The organism is Mycolicibacterium novocastrense (genome assembly GCF_001570485.1).
In the GTDB taxonomy this organism is placed as follows: domain Bacteria; phylum Actinomycetota; class Actinomycetes; order Mycobacteriales; family Mycobacteriaceae; genus Mycobacterium; species Mycobacterium novocastrense.
In genome coordinates this window covers 122,263-143,962 of the sequence record NZ_BCTA01000052.1, presented here as the reverse complement: position 1 = coordinate 143,962, position 21,700 = coordinate 122,263, and the positions used below count along the sequence as shown (strand labels likewise).

The following is a 21,700-nucleotide window of genomic DNA, read 5'->3' as shown; positions in this document are numbered from 1 at the left end:
CAGCTACCGCCGGCGCCGGGAGTTGTCGACGAATCCGTTCACGGCGTATGCGCGTACGAATTCGGCCACGGCATCGTCATCGCGCATGTCGATCACGGCTGACGGAGTGGTGAACAGCGAGAACAACATTCGGGCGAACCACTCACACGCCGACGGCACATCGAGGTCCGAACGAACCTCACCAGTCAGCTTGGCCGCGGTCACATAAGGGGTCAGGAAATCGGCACATTCCTTCAGCAGCGTGGCGGCGTTCTTGGTCATCATGAGGCTGACTTCCGCTGCGTCGAAGTAGACCTCGGGTTCGACCACCCGACGCGCCTGGGCGACGAAGACCGCGGCGCGTACCAACCGCCCCTCCAGCGTGCTGCCCCCGTGGCGGTCGATGGCCTTGGCCATGTTGCGGTAGAACCGTTGCGACGCCGCCTCGGCGCACGCTTCGACGACCGTCTCCTTGTCCCGGAAATACTCGTAGAAGGTGCTGCGTGACACGTCGGCCGCGCGGGCGATGTCGACGATGGTCGTCTTGGCCAGCCCGCGCGTCCGGAAGCAGGAGAAGGCGGCCGAGATGATGACATCCCGGGTGTCGACCGCCACCGACTGAGTCATATCAGACGCCACCGCACGACATTAACCGCTCAGCGGTCCGGCGCCAGGATGAGGCCGCTGGTCGGGACGCCGGTGCCCGAGGTCACCAGCACGTGTTCGGCATCGTCGACCTGGTTGTACGAGGTGCCACGGATCTGGCGGACGCCTTCGGTGATGCCGTTCATTCCGTGGATGTACGCCTCGCCCAGCAGCCCGCCGTTGGTGTTGATCGGCATCCGGCCACCCAGCGAGAGTTCGTCGACCGAGACGAAGTCCTTGGCCTCGCCCCGTCCGCAGAATCCGAGTTCCTCGAGTTGAGTGAACACGAACGGGGTGAAGTGGTCGTACAAGAACGCGGTCGAGATGTCCTTGGGCTTCAACCCGGAGTTGCGCCAGAGCTTGTCGCCGACCACGCCCATCTCGGGAAGGCCGGTGATGTCCTCGCGGTAGTAACTGGTCATCACCTCGCCGTCGTATGCGGCGCCCTGGGCCGCGGCCGTGATCACGGCGGGCGGCTTGGCGAGATCACGCGCGCGCTCGACACTGGTAACCACCATCGCCACCCCGCCATCACTCTCTTGACAGCAGTCGAGCAGACGCAGCACCGGCTCGATGATCCAGCGTGATTCCTGATGCTGTTGGAGGGTGATCGGCTTGTCGTAGAACCAGGCATCGGGATTCTTGGCCGCATGCTTGCGGTCGATGACGGAGATCTTGCCGAAGTCGGCGTTGGTGACGCCGTACGTGCTCATGTAGCGCTGAGCGTGCAGAGCGACCCACGCCGCCGGTGTCATGAATCCGAACGGGGCATACGGGGCCATCCACAGCGGGGTGACACCGGGTTGGCGTCCGGCGCCACCGAACCGAAACCCGGAGCGCTCGTTGAAAGCCCGGTAGCAGACCACGGCCTCTGCTGCACCCGTCGCGACCGCCATCGCGGCCTGCATCACGGTGCCCGCGGCGGCACCGCCTCCATGCGGTACCCGGGTGAAGAAAGTGAGGTTCTCGATACCGACGTTGCGGGCGACCTCGATCTCTTCGTTCTCGTCGACGGAGAACGTGACCATGCCGTCGATGTCCTTGGGGCTCAGGCCCGCATCCGCGATGGCGGCCTTGACCGCCTCACAGGCCAGTTGCATCTCGGTCCGGCCGGATTCCTTGGAGAATTCGGTCTGACCGATGCCGACGAGCGCGGCCCTGCCGCCGATGCCGTCTTTCACGAGACACCCTCGAGCAGGCTCAGCACCGCCGTGCCCTTGACGTGATCGCCCAGGCTGTTGGTGCCCTTGAAGGTGACCTCGACAAGCCCCTCGCCGTCTGCCGAGGACTTGTCGGTGACGCTGCCTTCAAACCGCAGCGGGTCGTTCGGATAGGCGGGCACACCGAGCCGGATGGACAGCTTTTTGACCATGGCCTCGGGTCCGGCCCAGTCGTGCAGGAACTTCACACACAGCCCGTTGGTGGTCAGGATGTTGAGGAAAATGTCCTTGGAGCCTTGGGAATTGGCGAAGTCGCGGTCGTGGTGCACCGGCATGTAGTCACGCGACGCGATCGCACCGGCGACGATCAGCGTGGTGGTGACGGGAACGTCCAGCGGCGTCACCTGGTCGCCGACGTTGACGTCGTTCCACGCGAGCGTGGTGGTGCGGTTCAGGGTCGAGGTCATTGGTTTGGTCCTTCCGCGTATGCGTTGCCGAGCCGAGCCAGTTGCTGTGATGCCGAGCCGAGCGCGAGTTCAATCTGCTTGGCCCACAGGAAGTAGCGGGACAGGGGGTAGGTGACGTCGATGCCCATGCCGCCGTGTACCTGCTGGGCGGAGGCGGTGACCCGCGCGCCTGCCTCGGCGGCCCAGAACTTGGCGATGGCCGCTTCGCGCTCGGCGGGCCTGCCTTCTGCGATGAGCCAGGCCGCGTGCCACGTGGTCCAGCGGATCGCTTCTGTGTCGATGAATGCGTCGGCCAGACGCTGTTGCACGGCCTGAAACGATCCGATCGGGCGGCCGAACTGCTCACGCTCGCTGGTGTAGGACGCGGCGAGCTTCAGTGCACGGTCGGCGACCCCGACCTGCATCGCGCACAAACCCACCAGCGCTCTGCTGTACAACGCGCGGACGATGTCGGCATCCGCATCCTCGGTGAGCCGCGATCCGAGGGCATCCGTCAATTCGACATCGGCGAACGGCTCGCCGTTGGTCGTGGGCGCCGGCGTCACATCCACGCCGTTGCCGTCGGTTTCGACGACGAACAAGCCGGGTCCGTCGTCCGTCGTGGCCGATACGACGACGGCCGACGCGATCTGCGCCGCGGGCACCAACTCCTTGACGCCGGTGAGCCGCCAGCCCTGCCCGTCGGGGCGTGCGACGGTTCGCGGTGCGGTCGGATCCGAGTTGCCCGGTTCGGCCAGCGCCGCCGTCAACAGGATGCTGCCGTCGACCACCCCGGGCAGCCACCGCCGTTGAAGCTCCGAATCACCATGCCGGGCAATGGTATCGGCGCCGAGGGCGAGCGTCGCGTAGACCGGGACCGGCGCAACGCTGTACCCGACCTCGCTGAGCAGCACGCCCAACTCGAGAAAACCTCCGCCGGTGCCGCCGACGGATTCGGGCAGCGCGATTCCGAGCAAGTCGGCCGACGCCAACTCGGACCACAGTGCGGCGTCATACCGCACCTCGCCGGCCTCGAGGACGGTCAGATGCTCTGGGGTGGCGCGGTGCTCGAAGAGCTGTCGGGCGACCTTGGCGACGGTCTCCTGCTCCTCGGTGAAGGTGAAATCCATGTGTGGCTTCCTCTAGTTCAGCGCGCGGGCCGAAACTGATGCAACACCAGTTCTTCCCCGCTTGGCAGAGCCTCGAAGGTCTCGTAGAAGACTTCGACGGGCATTCCGACCTCAATCGCCTCGGGCTCGATATCGCACAGGTTCGACACGATGCGAACACCTTCATCGAGTTCGATCAGCGCGACGACGTAGGGATACTCGAGGAAGGGCAGCGGCGGGTACTTCGGCATCACAAAGCTGTAGACCGTGCCGCGTCCGCTGGAGACGACGTAGTCCCAGTTGAGCGACTGGCAGCTCCCGCACATCGGTCGCGGCGGAACGCGGAAGGTCTTGCAGTCGGTGCAGCGCTGGATGCGAAGCTCGTGGTCCTTGAGCCCGGACCAGAAAAACTCCGTGTCCGGACTGATCGAGGGGGCGAGTCTGCTGGCCATCAATCACTCCCACCCGTCTTGAACCGCAGCGTGCGGAACCACTGGCGGCCGACGACTTCACCGTTTTGATCGCGGTAGGTGGTCACCCATGTGACGAAGAACCCGTTGCCCATGGCCGTCTTCTTCTCATCGGAGATCGAGTCGAAAACCGTCTCGGAGGTGATCTGGTCTCCTACCCGCGGATAGCGCTCGATCTCGAATTCGGAGTTGGTCGCGATGATGCCGGTGTAGCCGGCGTCGGCGAGAAACTGCAGCGGATTCTCACCCTTCATCTCGATCGGCACACCGCCGCGCTCGTGGATGCCCTCCAGCTTCGGCGGCGGCATCGTCCAGGTCTGCAGCATCACCGGCGGCGACACGATGTCGCCGTAGCGCGAGTTCTGCGCGAACTCGGGGTCGAGGTAGGCCGGGTTCATGTCGCCCAGGGCGTACGCCCAGTGCCGGATCATCGCGGCGTTCACCGGATCCGGTGCGCGCACCGGCTTGCCGACGCCGTCGGTGGGCGTGCCGATGAGTGCGTCGAGGCGCTCGCGCAGTTCGTCTTTCGCTGTGGTCACTGCCGGATTCCTTTCAGGACGCTCGCATGTCGCGGGGTGCGCGTGGCATCCCGAGGCCCGCCATGGCGATGATGTCTCGTTGCAGTTCGTTCGCGCCGCCACCGAACGTGTTGATGACGGCGAGGCGGTAGGCGCTTTCGAGGTCCCCCTTCAGGGGCGCGTCGGAGCCCTTGCGGGTGCCGGCCTGCCCGAGGACGTCGAGAAGCTCGCGGGCCACCTGCTGGGTGAGCTCAGTTCCGAAAACCTTTGCCGCCGAGGCTTCCCCCATCCCAAGTGCGCCCGAGCTCATGTTGCTGTTGACCCGCAGGTTCAGCAACCGGTAGGCAGCGACCTGCGCCTCGACACGCGCGAGGGCCTGTTGAACCCACGGCTGGTCGATGACGCGCCCGTCGTCCAGCGGTGTGGTCCTGGCCCATTCCACGGTCTTGGCAAACAACGGCTCCAGGGCGCCGAGGTTGCCGAGCGCTGCGCGCTCCAGGTTCAGCTGGTTGGTCACCAGCTTCCAGCCTTGGTTCTCGCCGAGCACGATCGCGCTCTCGGGGACCCGCACGTCATCGTAGAACGTGTAGTAGGTCGATACGCCCGGCATGGTGTGCAGGGGTTTCCACGAGAACCCGGGCGCGTCGGTGGGCACGATGAACACGGTGATGCCCTTGTGCTTCTTGGCTTCTGGATCGGTTCGCGCGGCCAGCCAGATATAGTCGGCGAACTCCGCGCCGCTGGTGAACATCTTCGAGCCGTTGATGACGAACTCATTGCCGTCGCGCACCGCGGTCGTTCGCAGCGAGGCGAGATCGCTGCCCGCCCCTGGCTCGGAGTAGCCGATCGCGAAGTCGACGGTGCCCTTGAGTATCGCGGGAAGGAACTTCTGCTTCTGTTCCTCGGTGCCGTACTGAATCAGAGTGGGTCCGACGGTGTTGAGCGTGATCATCGGCAACGGCGCATGCACGCGGCGCGCCTCCTCGCTGAAGATGTACTGCTCCAGCGCGGTCAGTCCGCGTCCGCCGTACTCCACGGGCCATGCGACACCGAGCAGACCGGCCTCCCCGAGTGCGCGCCTGCATTCGGCCATCGCCGCGCCACCCTCCATCAGGCCGGAGACCGCCGCACGCCGCTCGGGGGTCATCACCGCCTCGAGGCGCTCCCGAAACTCCGCGCGGAGTCGCTCTTGTTCGGGGGTGTAGTCGAAGTCCATCACACACTCGCTTTCAGGCGCACCGGCATGCGTTTGACGCCCGGCACCATCGTGGCGCGCAGGCGGGTCACGTCCCCGGTCAGCTCGATGCTCGGATAGGTACCGAAGAGCACCTCGAACATGATTCTGGCCTCGAGCCGTGCCAGTTGCGCGCCCAGACACGCATGCTCACCGGCGCCGAAGGCGATGTGCGGGTTCGGGTTCCGGGTGATATCGAACTCCTCGCTGGTGGGTCCGAAGATCTCCTCATCGCGGTTGGCCGCGCCGTAGAGCATCACCACCGTGTCGCCGGCCTGAATCTTCTGGCCGCGGATTTCGACGTCGGCGGTGGCCCTTCGCGCCATGTGCGTCACCGGACTGGTGAAGCGCAGCATCTCCTCGACCGCGCAGGTCAGAAGCGACGGGTCCGAACGAAGCAGTGCGAACTGATCGGGATGATCCAGCAGCACAGCCGTACCGAGCGCGATGAGATTGCGGGTGGTCTCGTTGCCGGCCACCAGGAGAAGGAAGGAGAAGTTGAGCAGATCGGCGTCGGTGAGGCGTTCCCCGTCTACTTCGGCGGCGGCCAGGATGCTCAACAGATCGTCCTGTCCGGAGACCTCGCCGGAGCGCCGGGCCTCGATCAACTTGGTGAAGTATTCGTACAGCTGACCGAGCGCGACCAGGTGATCCAGCTCGATGTCGGGGTCGGCGGTGCCGACGGCGGCATCGGACCAGGTGCGGAACTTTTCCCAGTCTTCCGGTGCGGCGCCGAGCATTTCGGCGATCATCCGGGTGGGTAGGGGAGAAGCGATCTCTTCGGCGAACTCGTACTCGCGAGAAGGATCGATGTCATTCACAATGCCGTCGACGATCCGCCGGATCGTGGGTTCCAGCAACGACACTTGCCGGCGGGTGAACCCCGCGTTGATGAGTTTGCGCAGCTGCCGGTGGCGCGGCGGATCGGTGAAGATCAGGTTGCCTTCTTGAACCGGCTCCGGCTGGCTGGGATCCGGAATGGTGATGCCGTGTGTCGACGAGAACAACATCGGGTGACCCGAGACGAAGCGCACGTCCTCGTACTTGGTCAACGCCCAGAAGTTCGTGACGTCGTTCCACACCACCGGCGTCGTCGCGCGCAGTTCTCGGTAGGCCGGGTAGGGGTCGCCGGCGTAGAAGTCCGGAGAGTGCAGCGGATGAGCGGAGGTCGGTCGGGGCGTGGATTCAATGGGCACGCAGGCTCTCCTCAACACATGGGCCATCGGACAAATAAGACATAACTGTCCGGTGAGACTGTGTCTACAGCACGCAAGATCACCGTGTCAATGTGCATTGCCGCAGGATAATCGCCACTAACGTTGACTATGCGGCATTGGCCGGTGTACACACAAGGCGCAGATGTCGGGCATTTGAGTTGGGTGAGATGGCTCGACGGCCCGCAGCCGTAACTAGGAAGGTCCAGTGATCTGATGGCCGCATCCACCCTTGTCGACGACTACGACCTCTACATCAACGGCAGTTGGGTGAAGCCGGAGAGCGGCCGATACGACGTCATCGATCCGGCGACCGAGGCCGTCATCGCGTCGGCGCCGGATGCGGGGGTGGCGCAGGTCGAACAGGCGATCGCCGCCGCGCGAACCGCGTTCGACACCGGGCCGTGGGCGACGGCCACACCGGAGGAGCGGTCCCGATGCTTGCAGCAGTTGAGCGATGCGTTGCTGGCCCATGGCGACGAGATCTACGCGCTCGCGCAGTCCGAGTGGGGTTGCACAGCAAACGAACGGTTGATCCACGTCGACGGTCCCGCATTCATGGCGGGACACTCCGCCGAACTGGCACTCGAGCCGGCCGAGGCGCCGATGGACGCATGGGGCGCCGCGGGTACCACCCTGTTGCGGTACGAACCTCTCGGCGTGGTGGCGATCATGACGCCGTGGAACTTTCCCCACACCCTCAACGTGATGAAGGTGGGTGCGGCGCTGGCCGCGGGCAACACGGTTGTGCTGAAACCGTCACCGCTGACGCCGCTCGCCGGGTTGGCCCTGGCCCGGATCATCGACGACGAGACCGATATCCCGCCCGGAGTCGTCAATGTCGTCACTCCTGCCGGCGTCGATGCGAGCAAGGTGCTGACCCTGGACCCGCGGGTGGACATGGTGAGCTTCACCGGTAGCTCCGCAGTCGGCCGCGACGTGATGGCGGGCGCGGCGGGGACGATGAAACGGATCCTGCTCGAATGCGGCGGCAAGTCGGCGTCGGTTCTGCTCGACGACGTCGAGGTCACCGACGAACTGCTCGAACGGTTGTTGTTCGAAGGGTGCACGCTGCATGCGGGGCAGGCGTGCATCCTCAACAGCCGGCTCGTGGTGCCCGCCGCACTGCACGACGAGGTCGTCGGCCGGCTCGCCGAGAAGGCGCGCGCCGTGACGGTCGGCAATCCCGCCGAAGACGGGGTGGACATGGGGCCGCTGATCAGCAGGGCGCACCTCGAGCGGGTGGAGGGCTTCGTCCAGCGCGCCGAGTCCGATGGCGCGAAGGTAGTGGCGGGTGGCGGCCGTCCCGAAAACCGCTCGGGTGGGTTCTATTTCGAGCCGACGATACTGACCGACACCAGCCCCGATTCGTACATTGCACAGGAGGAGGTGTTCGGGCCGGTATTGACCGTTCTGCGCTATGACGGCGACGACGAGGCGGTGGCGGTGGCGAACAACTCGGCGTACGGGCTCGGCGGAGCGGTGTGGGGCACCGATATCGAACGCGCCGTCGGCATCGCACGACGCATCAGGACGGGTCAGGTCTCGATCAACGGCACCATCCCCGGCGACGCCCCCTTCGGCGGTTTCAAACAGAGCGGCATCGGTCGTGAGGGCGGGATCATGGGATTGCGTGCGTACATGGAGCCCAAGGCGATCGGGGTTCCGGCGTGAGCGACACTTGCGAGCGAACCATCGATCCGGGCGAAGCCCTGGCCGGACTGCGGGTTGTCGAACTGGGCAGCGACATCGCGGCGCCGTACTGCACCAAGCTGCTGACCGACCTCGGCGCCGAGGTGTGCAAGATCGAGCCGCCGACAGGTGATCCGCTGCGCACGTGGGGGCCGTTTCGCGAAGGTTCGCAGGAGCACGGCGGGCTGTTCGAGTACCTCAATGCCGGAAAGCACGGTGTGACACTAGATTTGCGGACCGCTGCCGGCATTGAACACGCCCACGAACTGATTTCGGGGGCCGACCTACTGGTCGAGGATCTGCCCGCCGGGTCGGCCGGACGATTCGACTGGGGACTCGATCGCGATTCACTGCAACGGATCAACAGCGACCTTGTCGTCGTGAGGATCTCGGACTACGGGCAGGAGGGTCCCCGGCGCGACCAGCCGTCGACGTCACTGACCCTGCAGGCGGCCTCGGGTTGGGTGAACCTCAGGGAGTTCGGCCGACCGCCCGTGCAGGCCGGAGCGCGCATACCCGAGTACATCGCGGGAGGCTACGCGGCGCTCGCAGCGCTGACCGCCCTGCGCATCGCGGACGCCGAGCCGGGTCGGCTCGTGGAGGCCGACATCTCGGCATTCGAGTCGTTGTTGTGCACGCTGCCCTACCCCATGCTGATGGCCGAGCGGCTGAAAAGCATGGGACTGCCGACGAATTCGAAGGCAGCACCGATGCTGGGCATCGTCCGCGCGGCCGACGGCTGGATCGGCATCAACTGTCTGACCGGGCAGCACTGGCTGGACGTCTGCGCGATGATGGGGCTCCCCGAATTCGGCGAACACCAGCTTGCGATCATGTTGGGCGGGCCCGAGCGCGATGAGTTCTTCGCCAAGGCGCAGCCCTGGCTGGACACGATCTCGGTCGGCGACCTCGTCGAGCTGAGCCAGGCCATGCGGATTCCGGCCGCCCCCATCAACGACGGTTCGTCGATTCAGGGCTGCCCGCAATACCGCGACCGCGGCTTCTTCGTCGACGGAGGACCCGAGGATGCACGCTTTCGACGGCCAGGGGCACCGTTTCGGTTGTCGAGGACGCCGGTGGGTGCTCCGAGACCCGCACCGACCCTGGGGATGGCTGGCACGCGGTGGGAGACACAGCGCAAACCCGCCGGCGAGGGTGACGCATCGCAACCGTTCGCGGGATTGAAAGTCTTTGACCTGAGCACGTTCTGGGCCGGGGCGTATCTCACCTGCTATCTCGGCGCGTTCGGCGCCGACGTCGTCAAGGTGGAGTCGGTTCAGCGCCCCGATGGGCATCGGTATTCGGGTTCGCTACTGCGCAACAGCGACGACTGGTACGAGATCGGGCCGTTGTGGCAGGGCACGAACCTCAACAAGCGCGACATCACCCTCGACCTCGGTACCGAGCTCGGCCGGGAATTGGCATTGCGCCTCGCGGCCGACGCCGACGTGGTGATCGAGAACTTCTCGCCGCGCGTTGTCGAGCAATTCGGGTTGGACTACGACTCACTGGTCCAGATCAACCCGGGTGTGGTGATGGTGCGCATGCCCGGGTTCGGTCTCGAGGGTCCGTGGCGGGACTACGTCGGCTGGGCACTGAACATCGAACAACTTGCCGGGATGTCCGCGGTGACCGGCTACGCTGACGGTCCCCCGTGCAACCTGCAGGGTCCGGCCGACCCGATCGCAGGCGTTCATGCCACGGTGGCGCTGCTCGCAGCGCTCGAACACCGGCGCCGAACCGGTGAAGGCCAGCTGATCGAGGTGGCGCAGATCGAGGTCGGCGCGGCGGTGACGGCCGAACCCGTCATCGAGTATTCGTTGACGGGACGTGTGCGCGAACGCGCGGGCAATCGGCACCGCCGATACACACAAGGCGTCTATCCCGCTGTGGGAGAAGACGATTGGATTGCCATCTCCATTCGAGACGATGCCGACTGGGTCGCCGCGACGGAAGTGCTCGGCCGGGCCGACCTCCAGCACGACCCGAGATTCGCGTCGGCGGAGGCACGGTTGCGCCACCACGACGAGTTCGACGAGGTGATCGCGGAGTGTACGGCCACGCGGCAGGCCGACGATTTCGCCGAAGCGTTACTTCAGCGCGGTGTGCCGGCGCAGCGGCTGATGACCGCCGACCGGATGTACGACGTCGACCAGCTCGAGGCGCGCGGGTTCTATGAAGACCTGGACCATCGGATCGCCGGTCGGCAGCGGTACCCCGGATGGCCGTTCCGGATCATGCCGGGGCCGTCGCGGCACCACCGAACCCCCTCACCGACTCTCGGACAGCACAACGATGAGGTACTCGGCTCGCTTGGGTTGAGCCCTGAGGAGATCGCCGCCCTGCGTGAGCGGCAGGTCATCGGCGAACGCCTACTGAACGGTTAGCTTCGTCGAGATTGAAGTGATGCAGGGAAAGTTCGAGTGAACATTGCATGAGTGCAATTTCGCGCTACGGCACCATCGCGGCGATGGTGTCGACGACGCAGGCCGGCCGTTCGGAGCCCTCGACCTCGACGGTGACCCGCACCGTGGCCCTCGCGCCGTTGTTGGTTCGGTCCACCTTGATCAGCTCTGCGCCCGCGCGGATGCGCGAGTCGACGGGAACGGGCGCGGGGAACCGTAGTTTGTCGACGCCGTAATTCACCTGCATCGACAAGCCGGTCACCTTGTAGATCTGTTGGACGAGAATCGGCACCAACGACAGTGTGAGATAGCCGTGGGCAATCGTCTTGCCGTAGGGCCCGTCCGCCGCCTTCTCGGCGTCCACGTGGATCCACTGGTGGTCACCCGTCGCCTCGGCGAACAGGTCGATCTCCCTCTGGGTGACCTGTCGCCATGCGCTGTACCCCAGATGCTCGCCCACGTGCTCTTCGAAAGCAGCGATCCCGTCGTACTCCGTCGGCGACGCGGTCGTCTGCGTCATGCCGGGACCTTTTGGAGGCCCAGTTGCTCGATGGCGTTGCCACCCATGATCTTCGCCTTCGTGGTCTCCGACAGGCCCTCCAGCCGGTCGACGAAGCTCAGCGGATCGCCGATGCCCTCGGGGTGGGGAAAGTCCGAGCCGAACATCACGTGGTCCTCACCCATGATCTCGATGATTCCCTTGATGTCGTCCTCGAGGAACGGGTGGATGTAGACGTTGCGCTTGAACACCTCGACAGGATGCTCGTCGAATTCCTTCGGCATCGTCCGGTACGCCTTGTCCAACAGCCGCAGAAGGTTTCGCACCCAGCCGCTACCGTTCTCCACGACGAGAACCTTCAAGTCGGGGAAGCGCGAGAGCGCACCGTGGCAGATCAGGGCGGCCAGGGTGTCCTCCATCGCTCGGAAACCCATCACCACCTCGCGCAGCGCGCTGGGCTTGAACGACAGGTACTCGTCGCCGCCCTCCCATTCCATGAGGTGCTTCTGGTAGCCGCTGTCTGCCGCGTGGAAGGTCACGGGGATGCCTGCGTCGACGACCTCCTGCCAGAACGGGTCGAACTCCGGCAGGCCCATCGAGCGCGAACCTCCGAACCGGCTCGGCACCGGGGCAGGCCGCACGAGGAAGGTCTTCATGCCGCGCTCGAGGCACCAGCGGAACTCCTTGATGGCCTCGTCGACCAGCGGCAGGCAGATCACCGGCGTGGCGAAGATTCGGTCTTGGTAGTTGAACGTCCAGTGTTCGTGCATCCACTCGTTGAGGGCGTGGATGATCGCATGGGTCAGGACGACGTCGTCGGTAGTGCGTTCCTCGATGAGGCTGGCCAGCGTGGGGTACATGACGCACTGGTCGATACCGAGCTCGTCCATCAGCTCCAGCCGGGGTGCGGGCGCCTGGAAGGCCGGGATGACATTCATTGGCTCCCCGACGAACTCGCGAAAGTTCAGTCCCTCGGGATTGTTGCCGAGGAAGTAGTCCTCGGCGCTGCCCGGGCGAGCGACGCGTTCGAACGTGGGGTTGGGGATCATATGGCTGATGTGGTCCTTGACGACCAGCTTGGGCCGCCCGTTGACCTCGACGTAGCCGACCTTGCCGCGGTGCTGCTTCGGCAGGTACTTGGTGAGCGCGTCGGTGGTCTCGTACATGTGGTTGTCGATGTCGAAGACCGGGTACGGCAGGGACCGGGGTGACATGTTGCCGACCTCCTAAGAGCAGCGAATATGATCATTTACGGCTAGTGAGAACGACGTTATCACCCTGCGTTGGTGACATCCATATCGGCTCAGCTGCCGACTTCCTTCCAGGCTTGGACGACGTCGTCCGTCGTCGTCACCGTCGCAAGCAGCGCCAACGAGTTGTCGATGACCGACTCCGCATACTCGCGCGGATACCCGCTCACCGCATCGCGGGGCAGCACGAACTGGTAACTCCGGTTGACGGCGTCCATGACGAAGTTCGGGATGGCGATGTTGACCGAAACACCGACACCCACAATGGTTTTGATGTTCAAGTTCCGAAGGACCGAGTCGAGGTCCGTGCCGGTCATGGGCCCGACGCCATGTAGACGGGTGAGGACGATGTCGCTAGGGGTCTGATTCAGTTCCGGCAGTACCGAGGCGCCCGGGCTTCCTGGCGTCAGGTCTGCGGCGAAGGACTTACCCGCCATGAACAGCCTGGCGTTGGTGTTCGAACCGCGATTGTCGGGGCGCTTCTGGATCAGGCAGTGCACCACTGTCACCCCGGCCGCGCGGGCCGCGTCGAGCAATCGCGCGATGTTCGGGATCGCCTCGCGGCGTGCCTCTTCTGCGAGCATCGGTAGACCGGCCTGCGGGCCGATCACTCCGCCCTGGCACTCCTGGGTGACCAGCGCGGTCGTGGCGGGATCGAGGAGGTCTTGCAGGCGTGGTTGCGGCATGAGAACACACATTATCGCGTGGCGGCAACTTGTGTTTACATCACCACGAGATGGATGGCCTTATGCGATGAACTCCTTGGCGAACGCCCGCGCGTGATCGATCACCTCGGCGCGGTCGGCGCCGGCAGGTGCGATGGTCAACCATGTCACGCCCATGGCTTCGAGCTTCGCGATGGTGGCGTGCCGTTCGTCGGCGGACTTGCTGTCGTCGAGCAGGTTCCCCGCCGAGAAACAGATGTCCAGCGGCTCGGTTCGACCGACTTCAGCAGCGTATTTCTTGGCCCACACGATTGCGGCCTCGAGGTCCTCGAGGGAGGAGATCTCCGCGGTTCGGGACGCCGCCGCGTAGCCGAAGGTGTTGAACGGCGCCCACCCCTGGGCGCGAGACACCGCGCGCCGCACAGCGGGCTTGCTGTTGCCGCCCACCCAGATGGGCGGGGCCGCAGGCAGCGGTCGCAGACGCACACCGCGCGCGGCGAATGACGACCCTTCGTAGGCGACGTCATCACCGGTCATCACCCGGCTCAGCACGTCGAGCGCCTCGTCCAGCAGCGCACCCCGGGCGTCGAAATCGATTCCGAGCGCCTTGAACTCCGGTTTCAGATAGCCGGCCGCCGTGCCGAGGATGAGGCGGCCGCCGGACAGGACGGCGAGGCTCTGAATCGACTTCGCACCCAGGAAGGGGTTGCGGTAGGCGGCGATGTAGACATTGGTCAGTAGCTTCACGTCGGTGGTGGCCGCTGCGGCGAACGAAAGCGCGACGAACGGATCGAGGGCGTGGTGCCCGCCGTGGTCGAGCCACTTGGCATCGGGCGCCGGGTGGTCGGTGACGTGTACGGCGGCGAATCCGCAGCACTCGGCGGCGCGCGCTACCTCGGCGATCGCTTCGGCATTGACGAATTCCGATGCCTCCTCCACCCGCTGAGTGGGGATTTCGAGCGAATATGAAACGGTCACGGTGGTCCTTCCGGCTAGTGGCTTGATGATGTGACGAGCTCTGCCAGGCGTTGCGCGTGGTAGTCGGGGGTACCGAAGATCAGTTGGGTGGCTTTCGCACGACGGACGTAGAGGTGTGCGTCGTGCTCCCACGTGAATCCGATGCCACCGTGGATACGCATGTTGTCCAGCGCCACCTGAAGAAACGCCTCCGAACAGGCCAACTTGGCCACCGAGGCCGCCACCGCCTGGTCCTCACCCTCGGCCAGGCCGGCGGCGTGCCGCACGGCCGAACGCGCCCCCTCGACCTGTACGAGCATGTCCGCGCAGCGGTGTTTGACGGCCTGGAAGCTGCCGATGGCACGGCCGAACTGTATGCGTTCTTTCGCGTAGCCCACGGCCATGTCGAGGCATCGCTGCGCCGCTCCGAGCTGTTCGGCGGCCAGTGCGATGACCGCGACTCGGTGTGCGCGCTCGAGGGCGGCCGCGGCGGCGCCGTCGGTACCGATGAGCCGCGCGGCGACGCCGTCGAAGGTCAGCCTTGCGACCTTGCGCGTCCGGTCGAGTGTCGCCAACGGTTCACGGCCAAGCCCGTCAGCGTCCCCGTCCACCGCGAACAGCGAGATGCCCGCGGCTGTATTCGCCGTTACCAGAACGGTATTCGCTGTGTGACCGTCGAGGACCAGTTCGGCGTTCCCGTGGAGCCGGTGGGAGGGGCCGTCGCTGTGTGCCGACAGCGTAACGGCGTCGGAGTTCCATGGATCGAGGCGTCCGTTGAAGATCACGGTGGCGGTCCGTGACCCGTCGAGGAGTGCGGGTAGGTACTCCTGCATCGCGGCCGCGTCACCGCTGGCGAGCAGCGTCGGGATCGCGAGCGCCACGGTGGAGAAGAACGGGGCGCACAGCAGCGCCGCGCCCATCTCTTCGAAGACGACCGCGAGTTCGGGCAGGCCCGCGCCCGCCCCTCCGAACTCTTCGGGCACGGCGATCGCGGCCAGCCCGAGGTCGGCGGTCAGCTCGCGCCAGACCCGCTCGTCATAGCCGGTAGGAGAATCCATCGCGGCTCGCACGGCGCTGCTCGGCGACCGGGTGGTGAGGAAATCGCGAACCGCCTCGCGCAGGTCGCGGTGATCGACCACCTCAGCCGTAGACATGCACACCGTCCACGCCAGCTACGGCGAATACCGTTGGTGCAGTCATGTTTTCCTTCCGCACTGACGCGGTGACCTGCGACGAGGCGACCGATCCGACGGCGACACCATCCGATCGAAGGTAACCCCGGATAGGCATTACCGATCGAGGATAGTATCTTTTCCTGAAAGAGAGAATAAGCATTCTCGCATGAAGGAGCGGCGCGGTGACGACCATTGACTACGGCATTTTCGACTGCGACACGCACTGCTATGAGACGCGCGACGCTTTCACCCGATATCTACCCGAGGAGTTCAAGGACCGAGCCATCACGACGGTGCGGGGCGCAGACGGTGTGGAGGTGATTCTCGCCGGTCACCGCGTCGCGACGTTCAACAGCGAAGGCGGCCTCGGCCTGGACGTGGCGTATCGCCCCGGTTCGCTCAAGGAGATGCTGCGCCAGATGGGCTCGGGCAACCCCGAGGAGTCCTACGAGCCACAGCCCATGCAGCCGGAATACATCGAACGTTCCGCGCGGCTCGCGGTGATGGCCAAGCAGAACGTCGAGCGGATGGTGATATATCCGAGCGGAATGGCGCTGGCCGCCGAACACTACGTCGACGACACGGCGGCGCTGTACGCGAACCTGCGGTCGTTCAACCGCTGGATCGACGACGAGTGGGGCTTCGACTTCGAGGGCCGCATCTACGCGACCGCACTGTTGTCCCTGCGCGACCTCGACTCCGCGATCGCCGAGACCGAGGCGATCATCGCCGAGGGTGCGAAGTTCGTGATGCTGCCGACCGGACCCGCCTACGGGCGGTCGCCGGGCGATCCTTATTTCGATCCGGTGTACGCGCGGCTGCAGGAGGCCGGCTGCGTGCTGGTGTACCACATCATGCCGTTCTGGTACTTCAATGCGATCTCCCCTGCCTGGGGACACAATCCCGACCCTGCGTCCTGGCACATGTCGGCATGGCAGTGGATGAACATCTACGGTCAGCGGCCGATCGAGGACACACTCTCGGCGTTGATCTTCGACAACCTGTTCGGCCGCTTCCCGAAACTGAACGCGTTGGTCGCCGAGCACGGCGCTGAGTGGGTGCCGTTCTTCCTCAAACACATGGACAAGAGCCGCGGCATGGGTCGCAACGGGCCGTGGATCGGAGGCAAGCTGACCGAGCGGCCGTCGAACATCTTCCGACAGCACGTCCGCGTCGTGCCCTACCCCGAGGACGACATCCCGGGCATCGTCACCAGCCTGGGTTACGATGACGTCCTGGTGATGGGTTCGGATTTCCCGCACGCCGAGGGCCTGGCCGAACCGGCGGACTTCCTCAAACTCCTCGACCCGCTCGATGACGCGGCGAAGCGACGCATCATGCGCGACAACGCCGAACAGCTACTGCTGCGGAGCTGACCACCGGTGGGCACTGTGGGAGATGCCGCCCTCGACGATGCAGTCGACATCGAACTGGTACGTCGCGCGGCGCGAGACTTCCTGGCCGGGTGCGGAACGCACGACTCCCTCAAAGACCTCGCCGCGATGGACTGGACGGGACTGCTGGTCGACGAGGATCTCGGCGGCAGCGGGTGGCGCCCCGTGGAGACGACGGTCATCGCAGAGGAACTCGGCCGGTCGGGAAACTCGACGCACTGGCTCGGCAGCGTCATCGCTGCTGCGGCCCTGAGTTCGGCCCCACCCGAACCCCGTGACCGATGGTTGCCCGCCATGCTGGACGGGACGGGCGCGGCGGCCTGCGCACTCGGCGCCGATGTCACGCGGGTGTCGGGCGCTGATTCGGTGGACATCATTGTCACGTTCGGCACCAGCGGAATTCAGCTGTTCGAGGCGGCGAACACCCTGCCACGGGAAGTCGACGAAGAGCTGTTGGACGTCAACCGGCCGGTATGGCGTGTCGACCTATCCGGAGCGCAGAGCACGCCCATCGGTGGACCCGAGCGAGCGGAGCAACTACTCGCACTGGCCAGGATCCTGCTGAGTGCGGATTCGCTCGGCGCACTGTCGGCCACCTTCGAGCGGCTGGTGGCCTATCTCAAGGAACGAATCGCCTTCGGTGCGCCGATTGCGAGTTTCCAAGCGGTACAACATCGTTTGGTCGAGCTGTTGGTGTTCGAGGCCAAAGCCCGCGCGGTCCTCACCAAGGCCGCCCGCGCGCTGTCCGCAGACAGCGCCACGAGCGATGCGGTCACTCTGTCCGTCGTTGCGCATTCCTTCATCGCGGCGAACACCACGGCGGCCGTCGACGAGGGCATGCAACTTTCGGGTGGCATCGGATTCACCTGGGAATACCCGCTGCATCACGAACTGCGCCGGGTGTTCACGAACGCGTGCCTTCTCGGCACGGCGCGTTCTAGCCGCGCCCTGTTCGCCGACAGGGCCGGCTGGTGAGCGCCCCGCGGACCCGGCCCACCGAGGCCGAGCTTGCCGAGTTCCGGGACCGGGTCCGGGCGCACATCGCTGAACACGCACCGCCGTTCGAGGCCCGAGAGGGACATCGGGCGCCGGAGACCGGCGAGCAAGAGGTACTGCTGCGCACATGGTTCGCCTCGCTGTTCGACGCGGGATTCGTCGGCGCGGACTGGCCCGTCGAATACGGCGGCCGTGCCGATCACCATCCCCTGCACGATCGGATCGTCTCCGAGGAGATCCTGCGTGCCCGCGCTCCGCGCCCCGTCGATCAGGTCAACCTGGCCGCCCACGTGCTGTTGCATTTCGGAACCGATGAGCAGAAATCCGCTCTGCTGCCGCCGATCCGGAGCAGCGAGCACGTCTGGTGCCAGCTGCTCAGCGAGCCCGATGCGGGCAGCGATATCGCAGCAGTGCGCTGTAAGGGCACCCCGCGGCCCGACGGGTCATGGGTGATCGACGGGCAGAAGACGTGGATCACCGACGGGCACTGGGCCGACATGGGCCTGGCCCTGATCCGCACCGACCCGACGTCGTCGCGTCATCACGGACTGTCGGCGTTCATCGTGCCGTTGAACGCACCGGGTGTCGAAATCCGCCCGATCCGCACGATCAACGAGGCGATCGAGGTCAACGAGGTCTTCTTCGATGATGTGACGATCCCTCCCGACAGCCTGATCGGGGAGCCCGGCCAGGGTTGGTCGATCATCATGGCGGGCCTGGACTTCGAACGGTTCGGCATCGGCGGCAACGTCATCCTGCTGGAACTTCTGATCGACGATCTGGTCACGGTGGCCCGCCACGGTCGCATCGACGACATGCCGGCACTGCAACATGCCGACATCCGGCACCAGGTCGCGGAGTTGGCCGTCGAGGTCGAGGTGGCGAAAGCCTTCATCGACGACCATGTCGAACGGCTGGTGGCCGGCGCCGAGCAGACAGGCGACGGTTCCATCGCCAAGCTCAGTTTCGCCGAGACGTATCACCGGGTTTCGGCCTACGGCGCGCAGTTGTCGACGATGGTCTGCACCCTCGCCACCGATCCGGATGTGGCGCTTGCTAAACAGCGTCTGAAAGAATGCTGGCTGTGGTCCCGTGCATACACCGTGTCCGGTGGCAGCTCTGAGATGATGCGCAACATCCTGGCCAAACGACGCCTCCTACTGCCGACTCACTGATGGCGCAAACCTATTGGGGTTTGATCCAAGCGGCGGCCCAGAACCACCCCGACCGCGTCGTACTCGTCGACGACTACGGTCGCAGCCTGACGAACAGCCAGTTGCACGATGCGGCGCAACGCACTGGCGCGGCGTTGTTCGAACGTGGGGTCACCAGAGGCACCGTCGTGACGTGGCAGTTGCCGACCACTCTGGAGACGATGGTCGTGATGGTGTCTTTGACCCGTCTGGGCGCGGTCCAGAACCCTGTGTTGCCGATTTGGCGCGAAAGCGAAATCCGTTTCGTCACTGCGCAGCTCGGCGCGGAGGTCTTCATCGTTCCCGGTGTCTGGCGCGACTTCGATCATGTCGCGCTCGCCGACGAGTTCGTACGCGAACGACCGATGACGATCGTTGTGGTCGACCACAGCGCGCCGATCACCGGCGAACTCCGCCTGCCGTCGGGTGATCCAGCGCTTCTGCCGGCGCCCCCAACGGACGCCGAGGAAGCGCGGTGGGTGTACTACTCGTCGGGCACGACCGCGGCCCCGAAGGGTATCCGGCACTGCGACCGCTCGGTGATCGCCGGGTCGGCCGGGGTGGTGGGCATGTTCGGCGCCTCGAACAACGACATCAACCCGATCGCGTTTCCGGTCTCGCACATCGGCGGCGCCGCGATGCTGGCCGCCAGCCTGCTGACCGGTATGCGCCTGGTCCTGTTCGACACCTTCGATCCGGTCGCCACGCCGAAGGCCGTCGCCGCGCACCGTCCGACGATGCTCGGTTCGGCGACCCCGTTCTTCGTCGCCTACATGGCTGCGCAGCGGCAACATGGCCCCGAACCGCTCTTCCCCGATCTGCGCGGGTGTGTCGGGGGCGGCGCGCCGATCACACCCGAGCTGGGGCGCCAAGCGCGCGAGATGCTTTCGGTAGCGGGAATCGCGAACTCGTGGGGCCTGACCGAGTTTCCGGTGGTGACCTCGCCGCCGCCGGACGGGGCACCGGAGGTTTTGGATCACACCGTGGGACGGCCCGTTCCGGGGGTTTCCATACGCGTGGTCGACGAAAACGAGCGCGAGGTAGGAGTCGGCGAGGAAGGAGAATTGCGCCTCAAGGGGCCCCAGTGCTTCCTCGGCTACGTCGATGCGTCACTGGACGCCGACGCCTTCGACGCCGACGGGTGGTTTCGCAGCGGTGACCGAGGACGGATCGACGACGACGGCAACGTCGCGATCACCGGGCGCATCAAGGACGCCATCATCCGCAACGCGGAGAACATCTCGGCGCTGGAGATCGAGGGCGTCTTGGCCAGCCACCCTGCGGTCGAGGACGTCGCAGTCATCGGAGTACCGGATCCGCGCACGGGCGAACGGGTGTGCGCCGTTGTGGTGGCCCGACCCGGCACCGAGGTGACGCTGGCCATGCTGGCCGAACACTGCCGGGCGCGCGGGCTGAGCAAGCACAAGTCTCCGGAGAGCCTGCAGCTGGTGGAGTCGTTGCCGCGCAACCTCACCGGCAAGGTCTTGAAGAACGAGTTGCGCGCTCGATTCGGCGGACCCGGCTAGACGCCGATCAGTTGTTTGAGGTTACCGCCCATCACCCGGGCGGTGGTCTCAGCGGGCAGCCCTTCGAGTTCCTTGACGAAATCCGCCGGTTCGGCGAGGCCCTCTGGATGCGGGTAGTCCGAACCGAACATCACGCGGTCGGCGCCGAGAATATCGATGAGGTGCGACATGTCTTCCTCATGGAAGGGGTTGACCCACACGTGTCTGCGGAAGACGTCGCTGGGATGCTCGCTGAAGTCGTACGGCCGCTTGCGGTAGACGCGGTCGAAGACGTCCAACAACCGGTGCGCCCAGGAGCCCCCGTTCTCGATCACCCCGATGCGTACCCCGGGAAAGCGCTCGAACACGCCGTGCGCGATGAAGGCGGCGAGGGTATCGAAGATATTGCGGCTCTCCTCGTAGATGAAGCCTCGTAGCTTGCTCAGCGCGAATCCGTTGAATTCCGCTGGGTCCTCCCAGTCGTCGACGTAGCGCTCATAGCCGGAGTCCGAATTGTGCATCTGCACCGAGATGCCCGACGACTCGACCAGTCGCCAGAAGTCGTCGAACTCAGGCAGGGCGGCCGAGCGCGACGTGCCGTCTTCGCGGGGAACCGGGGCCGGGCGGATCAGTACCGTCTTGGCGCCGTTGTCCAGGCACCATTCGAGCTCTTTGACACCCAGTGAGGGGTCGTTGAGGGAGATGGCTGGGACGGGGAAGATCCGGTTCTGGTAGTTGAACGTCCAGTCCTCGAGCAGCCAGCGGTTGAAGGCGTGGGTCACCGCGTGCGTCAGCTCGGTGTCGGATTTCGTGCGTTCCTCGAGCATGCCGGCGGTGGTCGGAAACATCACGGCGCCGTCGACACCCTGACGGTCCATCAACGCCAGGCGCAGGTCGGGGCGGCGGAACTCATCGGGGCATCTGATGGGCGCGGCCAGCTCCCGCAGCGTCTTGCCTTCCGGATTCACCCCCCGGAAGTAGTCGGCCCAAGCGCCGGGGGTCGGAATCACCTCATAGGTCGGATTGGGGATGGTCTCGGTGATGACGCCGAGGATCTGTAGTTTCTTGCGGCCGTTGACGTCGACGAACTTCAGTGCCTCCGAGTACTTCTCCGGCAGATACCGCGTGTAGGCGTCGATGGTCTCGTACATGTGGTTGTCGGCATCCCACACCTCGAACTGATTGGTGCTCACC

The 21,700-nt window shown here is 65.4% G+C and carries 20 protein-coding genes; 6 read left to right on the top strand and 14 right to left on the bottom strand.

Annotated features, from left to right (window positions below; genetic code table 11):
• Positions 1 to 3: 3 nt before the first annotated feature.
• Genes RMCN_RS19735 through RMCN_RS19700 form a run of 8 tightly spaced genes read right to left on the bottom strand, consistent with a single transcriptional unit; the run spans position 4 to position 6,715 of the window.
• The gene (locus tag RMCN_RS19735) at positions 4 to 606 is read right to left on the bottom strand and encodes a TetR/AcrR family transcriptional regulator (protein WP_067392731.1); all 603 of its coding nucleotides are present in this window, start codon (positions 604 to 606) and stop codon (positions 4 to 6) included.
• 29 nt (positions 607 to 635) lie between these two features.
• Complete coding sequence (locus RMCN_RS19730) at positions 636 to 1,805, bottom strand: lipid-transfer protein (protein ID WP_067392728.1); 1,170 nt, start codon at positions 1,803 to 1,805, stop codon at positions 636 to 638.
• Entirely contained in the window at positions 1,802 to 2,251 is a 450-nt protein-coding gene (locus RMCN_RS19725) for a MaoC family dehydratase (protein WP_067392725.1), read from the bottom strand. The genes RMCN_RS19730 and RMCN_RS19725 overlap by 4 nt, the downstream gene beginning before the upstream one ends.
• The gene (locus tag RMCN_RS19720; RefSeq protein WP_067392722.1) at positions 2,248 to 3,360 is read right to left on the bottom strand and encodes an acyl-CoA dehydrogenase family protein; all 1,113 of its coding nucleotides are present in this window, start codon (positions 3,358 to 3,360) and stop codon (positions 2,248 to 2,250) included. Before RMCN_RS19720 ends, RMCN_RS19725 begins: the two co-directional genes overlap by 4 nt.
• A gap of 17 nt (positions 3,361 to 3,377) precedes the next feature.
• Positions 3,378 to 3,791, bottom strand: a complete 414-nt coding sequence (locus tag RMCN_RS19715) for a Zn-ribbon domain-containing OB-fold protein (protein WP_064413925.1) — start codon at positions 3,789 to 3,791, stop codon at positions 3,378 to 3,380.
• Entirely contained in the window at positions 3,791 to 4,348 is a 558-nt protein-coding gene (locus RMCN_RS19710) for an FAS1-like dehydratase domain-containing protein (protein ID WP_067392719.1), read from the bottom strand. The genes RMCN_RS19715 and RMCN_RS19710 overlap by 1 nt, the downstream gene beginning before the upstream one ends.
• Positions 4,349 to 4,361: 13 nt before the next feature.
• A complete protein-coding gene (locus RMCN_RS19705; RefSeq protein ID WP_067392716.1) occupies positions 4,362 to 5,543 on the bottom strand; it encodes an acyl-CoA dehydrogenase family protein in 1,182 nt (393 codons plus the stop codon).
• Positions 5,543 to 6,715, bottom strand: a complete 1,173-nt coding sequence (locus tag RMCN_RS19700) for a cytochrome P450 (RefSeq protein ID WP_082680860.1) — start codon at positions 6,713 to 6,715, stop codon at positions 5,543 to 5,545. The genes RMCN_RS19705 and RMCN_RS19700 overlap by 1 nt, the downstream gene beginning before the upstream one ends.
• A 276-nt stretch (positions 6,716 to 6,991) precedes the next feature.
• On the opposite strand from RMCN_RS19700, the gene RMCN_RS19695 reads away from it, so the two are divergent.
• Positions 6,992 to 8,449, top strand: a complete 1,458-nt coding sequence (locus RMCN_RS19695) for an aldehyde dehydrogenase family protein (protein WP_067392713.1) — start codon at positions 6,992 to 6,994, stop codon at positions 8,447 to 8,449.
• A 47-nt stretch (positions 8,450 to 8,496) separates the two neighbouring features.
• Complete coding sequence (locus RMCN_RS19690) at positions 8,497 to 10,854, top strand: CaiB/BaiF CoA transferase family protein (protein ID WP_067393064.1); 2,358 nt, start codon at positions 8,497 to 8,499, stop codon at positions 10,852 to 10,854.
• 64 nt (positions 10,855 to 10,918) lie between these two features.
• On the opposite strand, the gene RMCN_RS19685 is transcribed toward RMCN_RS19690, so the two are convergent.
• The 5 genes from RMCN_RS19685 to RMCN_RS19665 all read right to left on the bottom strand — a co-directional run bounded on the left by RMCN_RS19685 (position 10,919) and on the right by RMCN_RS19665 (position 15,397).
• On the bottom strand, positions 10,919 to 11,392 hold the full coding sequence (locus tag RMCN_RS19685) for a MaoC family dehydratase (protein WP_067392709.1): 474 nt from the start codon (positions 11,390 to 11,392) through the stop codon (positions 10,919 to 10,921).
• Positions 11,389 to 12,585, bottom strand: a complete 1,197-nt coding sequence (locus RMCN_RS19680) for an amidohydrolase family protein (RefSeq protein WP_064413930.1) — start codon at positions 12,583 to 12,585, stop codon at positions 11,389 to 11,391. The genes RMCN_RS19685 and RMCN_RS19680 overlap by 4 nt, the downstream gene beginning before the upstream one ends.
• An 89-nt stretch (positions 12,586 to 12,674) precedes the next feature.
• Complete coding sequence (locus RMCN_RS19675) at positions 12,675 to 13,307, bottom strand: cysteine hydrolase family protein (protein WP_064414049.1); 633 nt, start codon at positions 13,305 to 13,307, stop codon at positions 12,675 to 12,677.
• Between the two features lie 60 nt (positions 13,308 to 13,367).
• The gene (locus RMCN_RS19670) at positions 13,368 to 14,264 is read right to left on the bottom strand and encodes a TIGR03619 family F420-dependent LLM class oxidoreductase (protein WP_067392706.1); all 897 of its coding nucleotides are present in this window, start codon (positions 14,262 to 14,264) and stop codon (positions 13,368 to 13,370) included.
• 14 nt (positions 14,265 to 14,278) lie between these two features.
• Positions 14,279 to 15,397 carry an acyl-CoA dehydrogenase family protein gene (locus RMCN_RS19665; RefSeq protein WP_067392704.1) on the bottom strand — a complete coding sequence of 373 codons (1,119 nt, stop codon included), beginning with the start codon at positions 15,395 to 15,397 and terminating at the stop codon, positions 14,279 to 14,281.
• 203 nt (positions 15,398 to 15,600) lie between these two features.
• Here RMCN_RS19665 and RMCN_RS19660 point away from each other — a divergent pair, with 203 nt between their 5' ends.
• From RMCN_RS19660 to RMCN_RS19645, 4 genes are read left to right on the top strand one after another with little or no spacing between them, the layout of a single operon-like run.
• Positions 15,601 to 16,794 (top strand): amidohydrolase family protein, encoded by a 1,194-nt coding sequence (locus RMCN_RS19660; protein ID WP_067392701.1) that lies wholly within the window; start codon positions 15,601 to 15,603, stop codon positions 16,792 to 16,794.
• Between the two features lie 6 nt (positions 16,795 to 16,800).
• Positions 16,801 to 17,787 carry an acyl-CoA dehydrogenase family protein gene (locus RMCN_RS19655; RefSeq protein WP_234787722.1) on the top strand — a complete coding sequence of 329 codons (987 nt, stop codon included), beginning with the start codon at positions 16,801 to 16,803 and terminating at the stop codon, positions 17,785 to 17,787.
• Positions 17,784 to 18,983 carry an acyl-CoA dehydrogenase family protein gene (locus tag RMCN_RS19650; RefSeq protein WP_064413935.1) on the top strand — a complete coding sequence of 400 codons (1,200 nt, stop codon included), beginning with the start codon at positions 17,784 to 17,786 and terminating at the stop codon, positions 18,981 to 18,983. The genes RMCN_RS19655 and RMCN_RS19650 overlap by 4 nt, the downstream gene beginning before the upstream one ends.
• On the top strand, positions 18,983 to 20,527 hold the full coding sequence (locus RMCN_RS19645) for a class I adenylate-forming enzyme family protein (RefSeq protein ID WP_067392698.1): 1,545 nt from the start codon (positions 18,983 to 18,985) through the stop codon (positions 20,525 to 20,527). Before RMCN_RS19650 ends, RMCN_RS19645 begins: the two co-directional genes overlap by 1 nt.
• Here the strand turns inward: RMCN_RS19645 and RMCN_RS19640 are convergent.
• Entirely contained in the window at positions 20,524 to 21,657 is a 1,134-nt protein-coding gene (locus RMCN_RS19640; protein WP_067393060.1) for an amidohydrolase family protein, read from the bottom strand. The two genes, RMCN_RS19645 and RMCN_RS19640, sit on opposite strands and share 4 nt — an antisense overlap.
• Between the last annotated feature and the right edge of the window lie 43 nt (positions 21,658 to 21,700).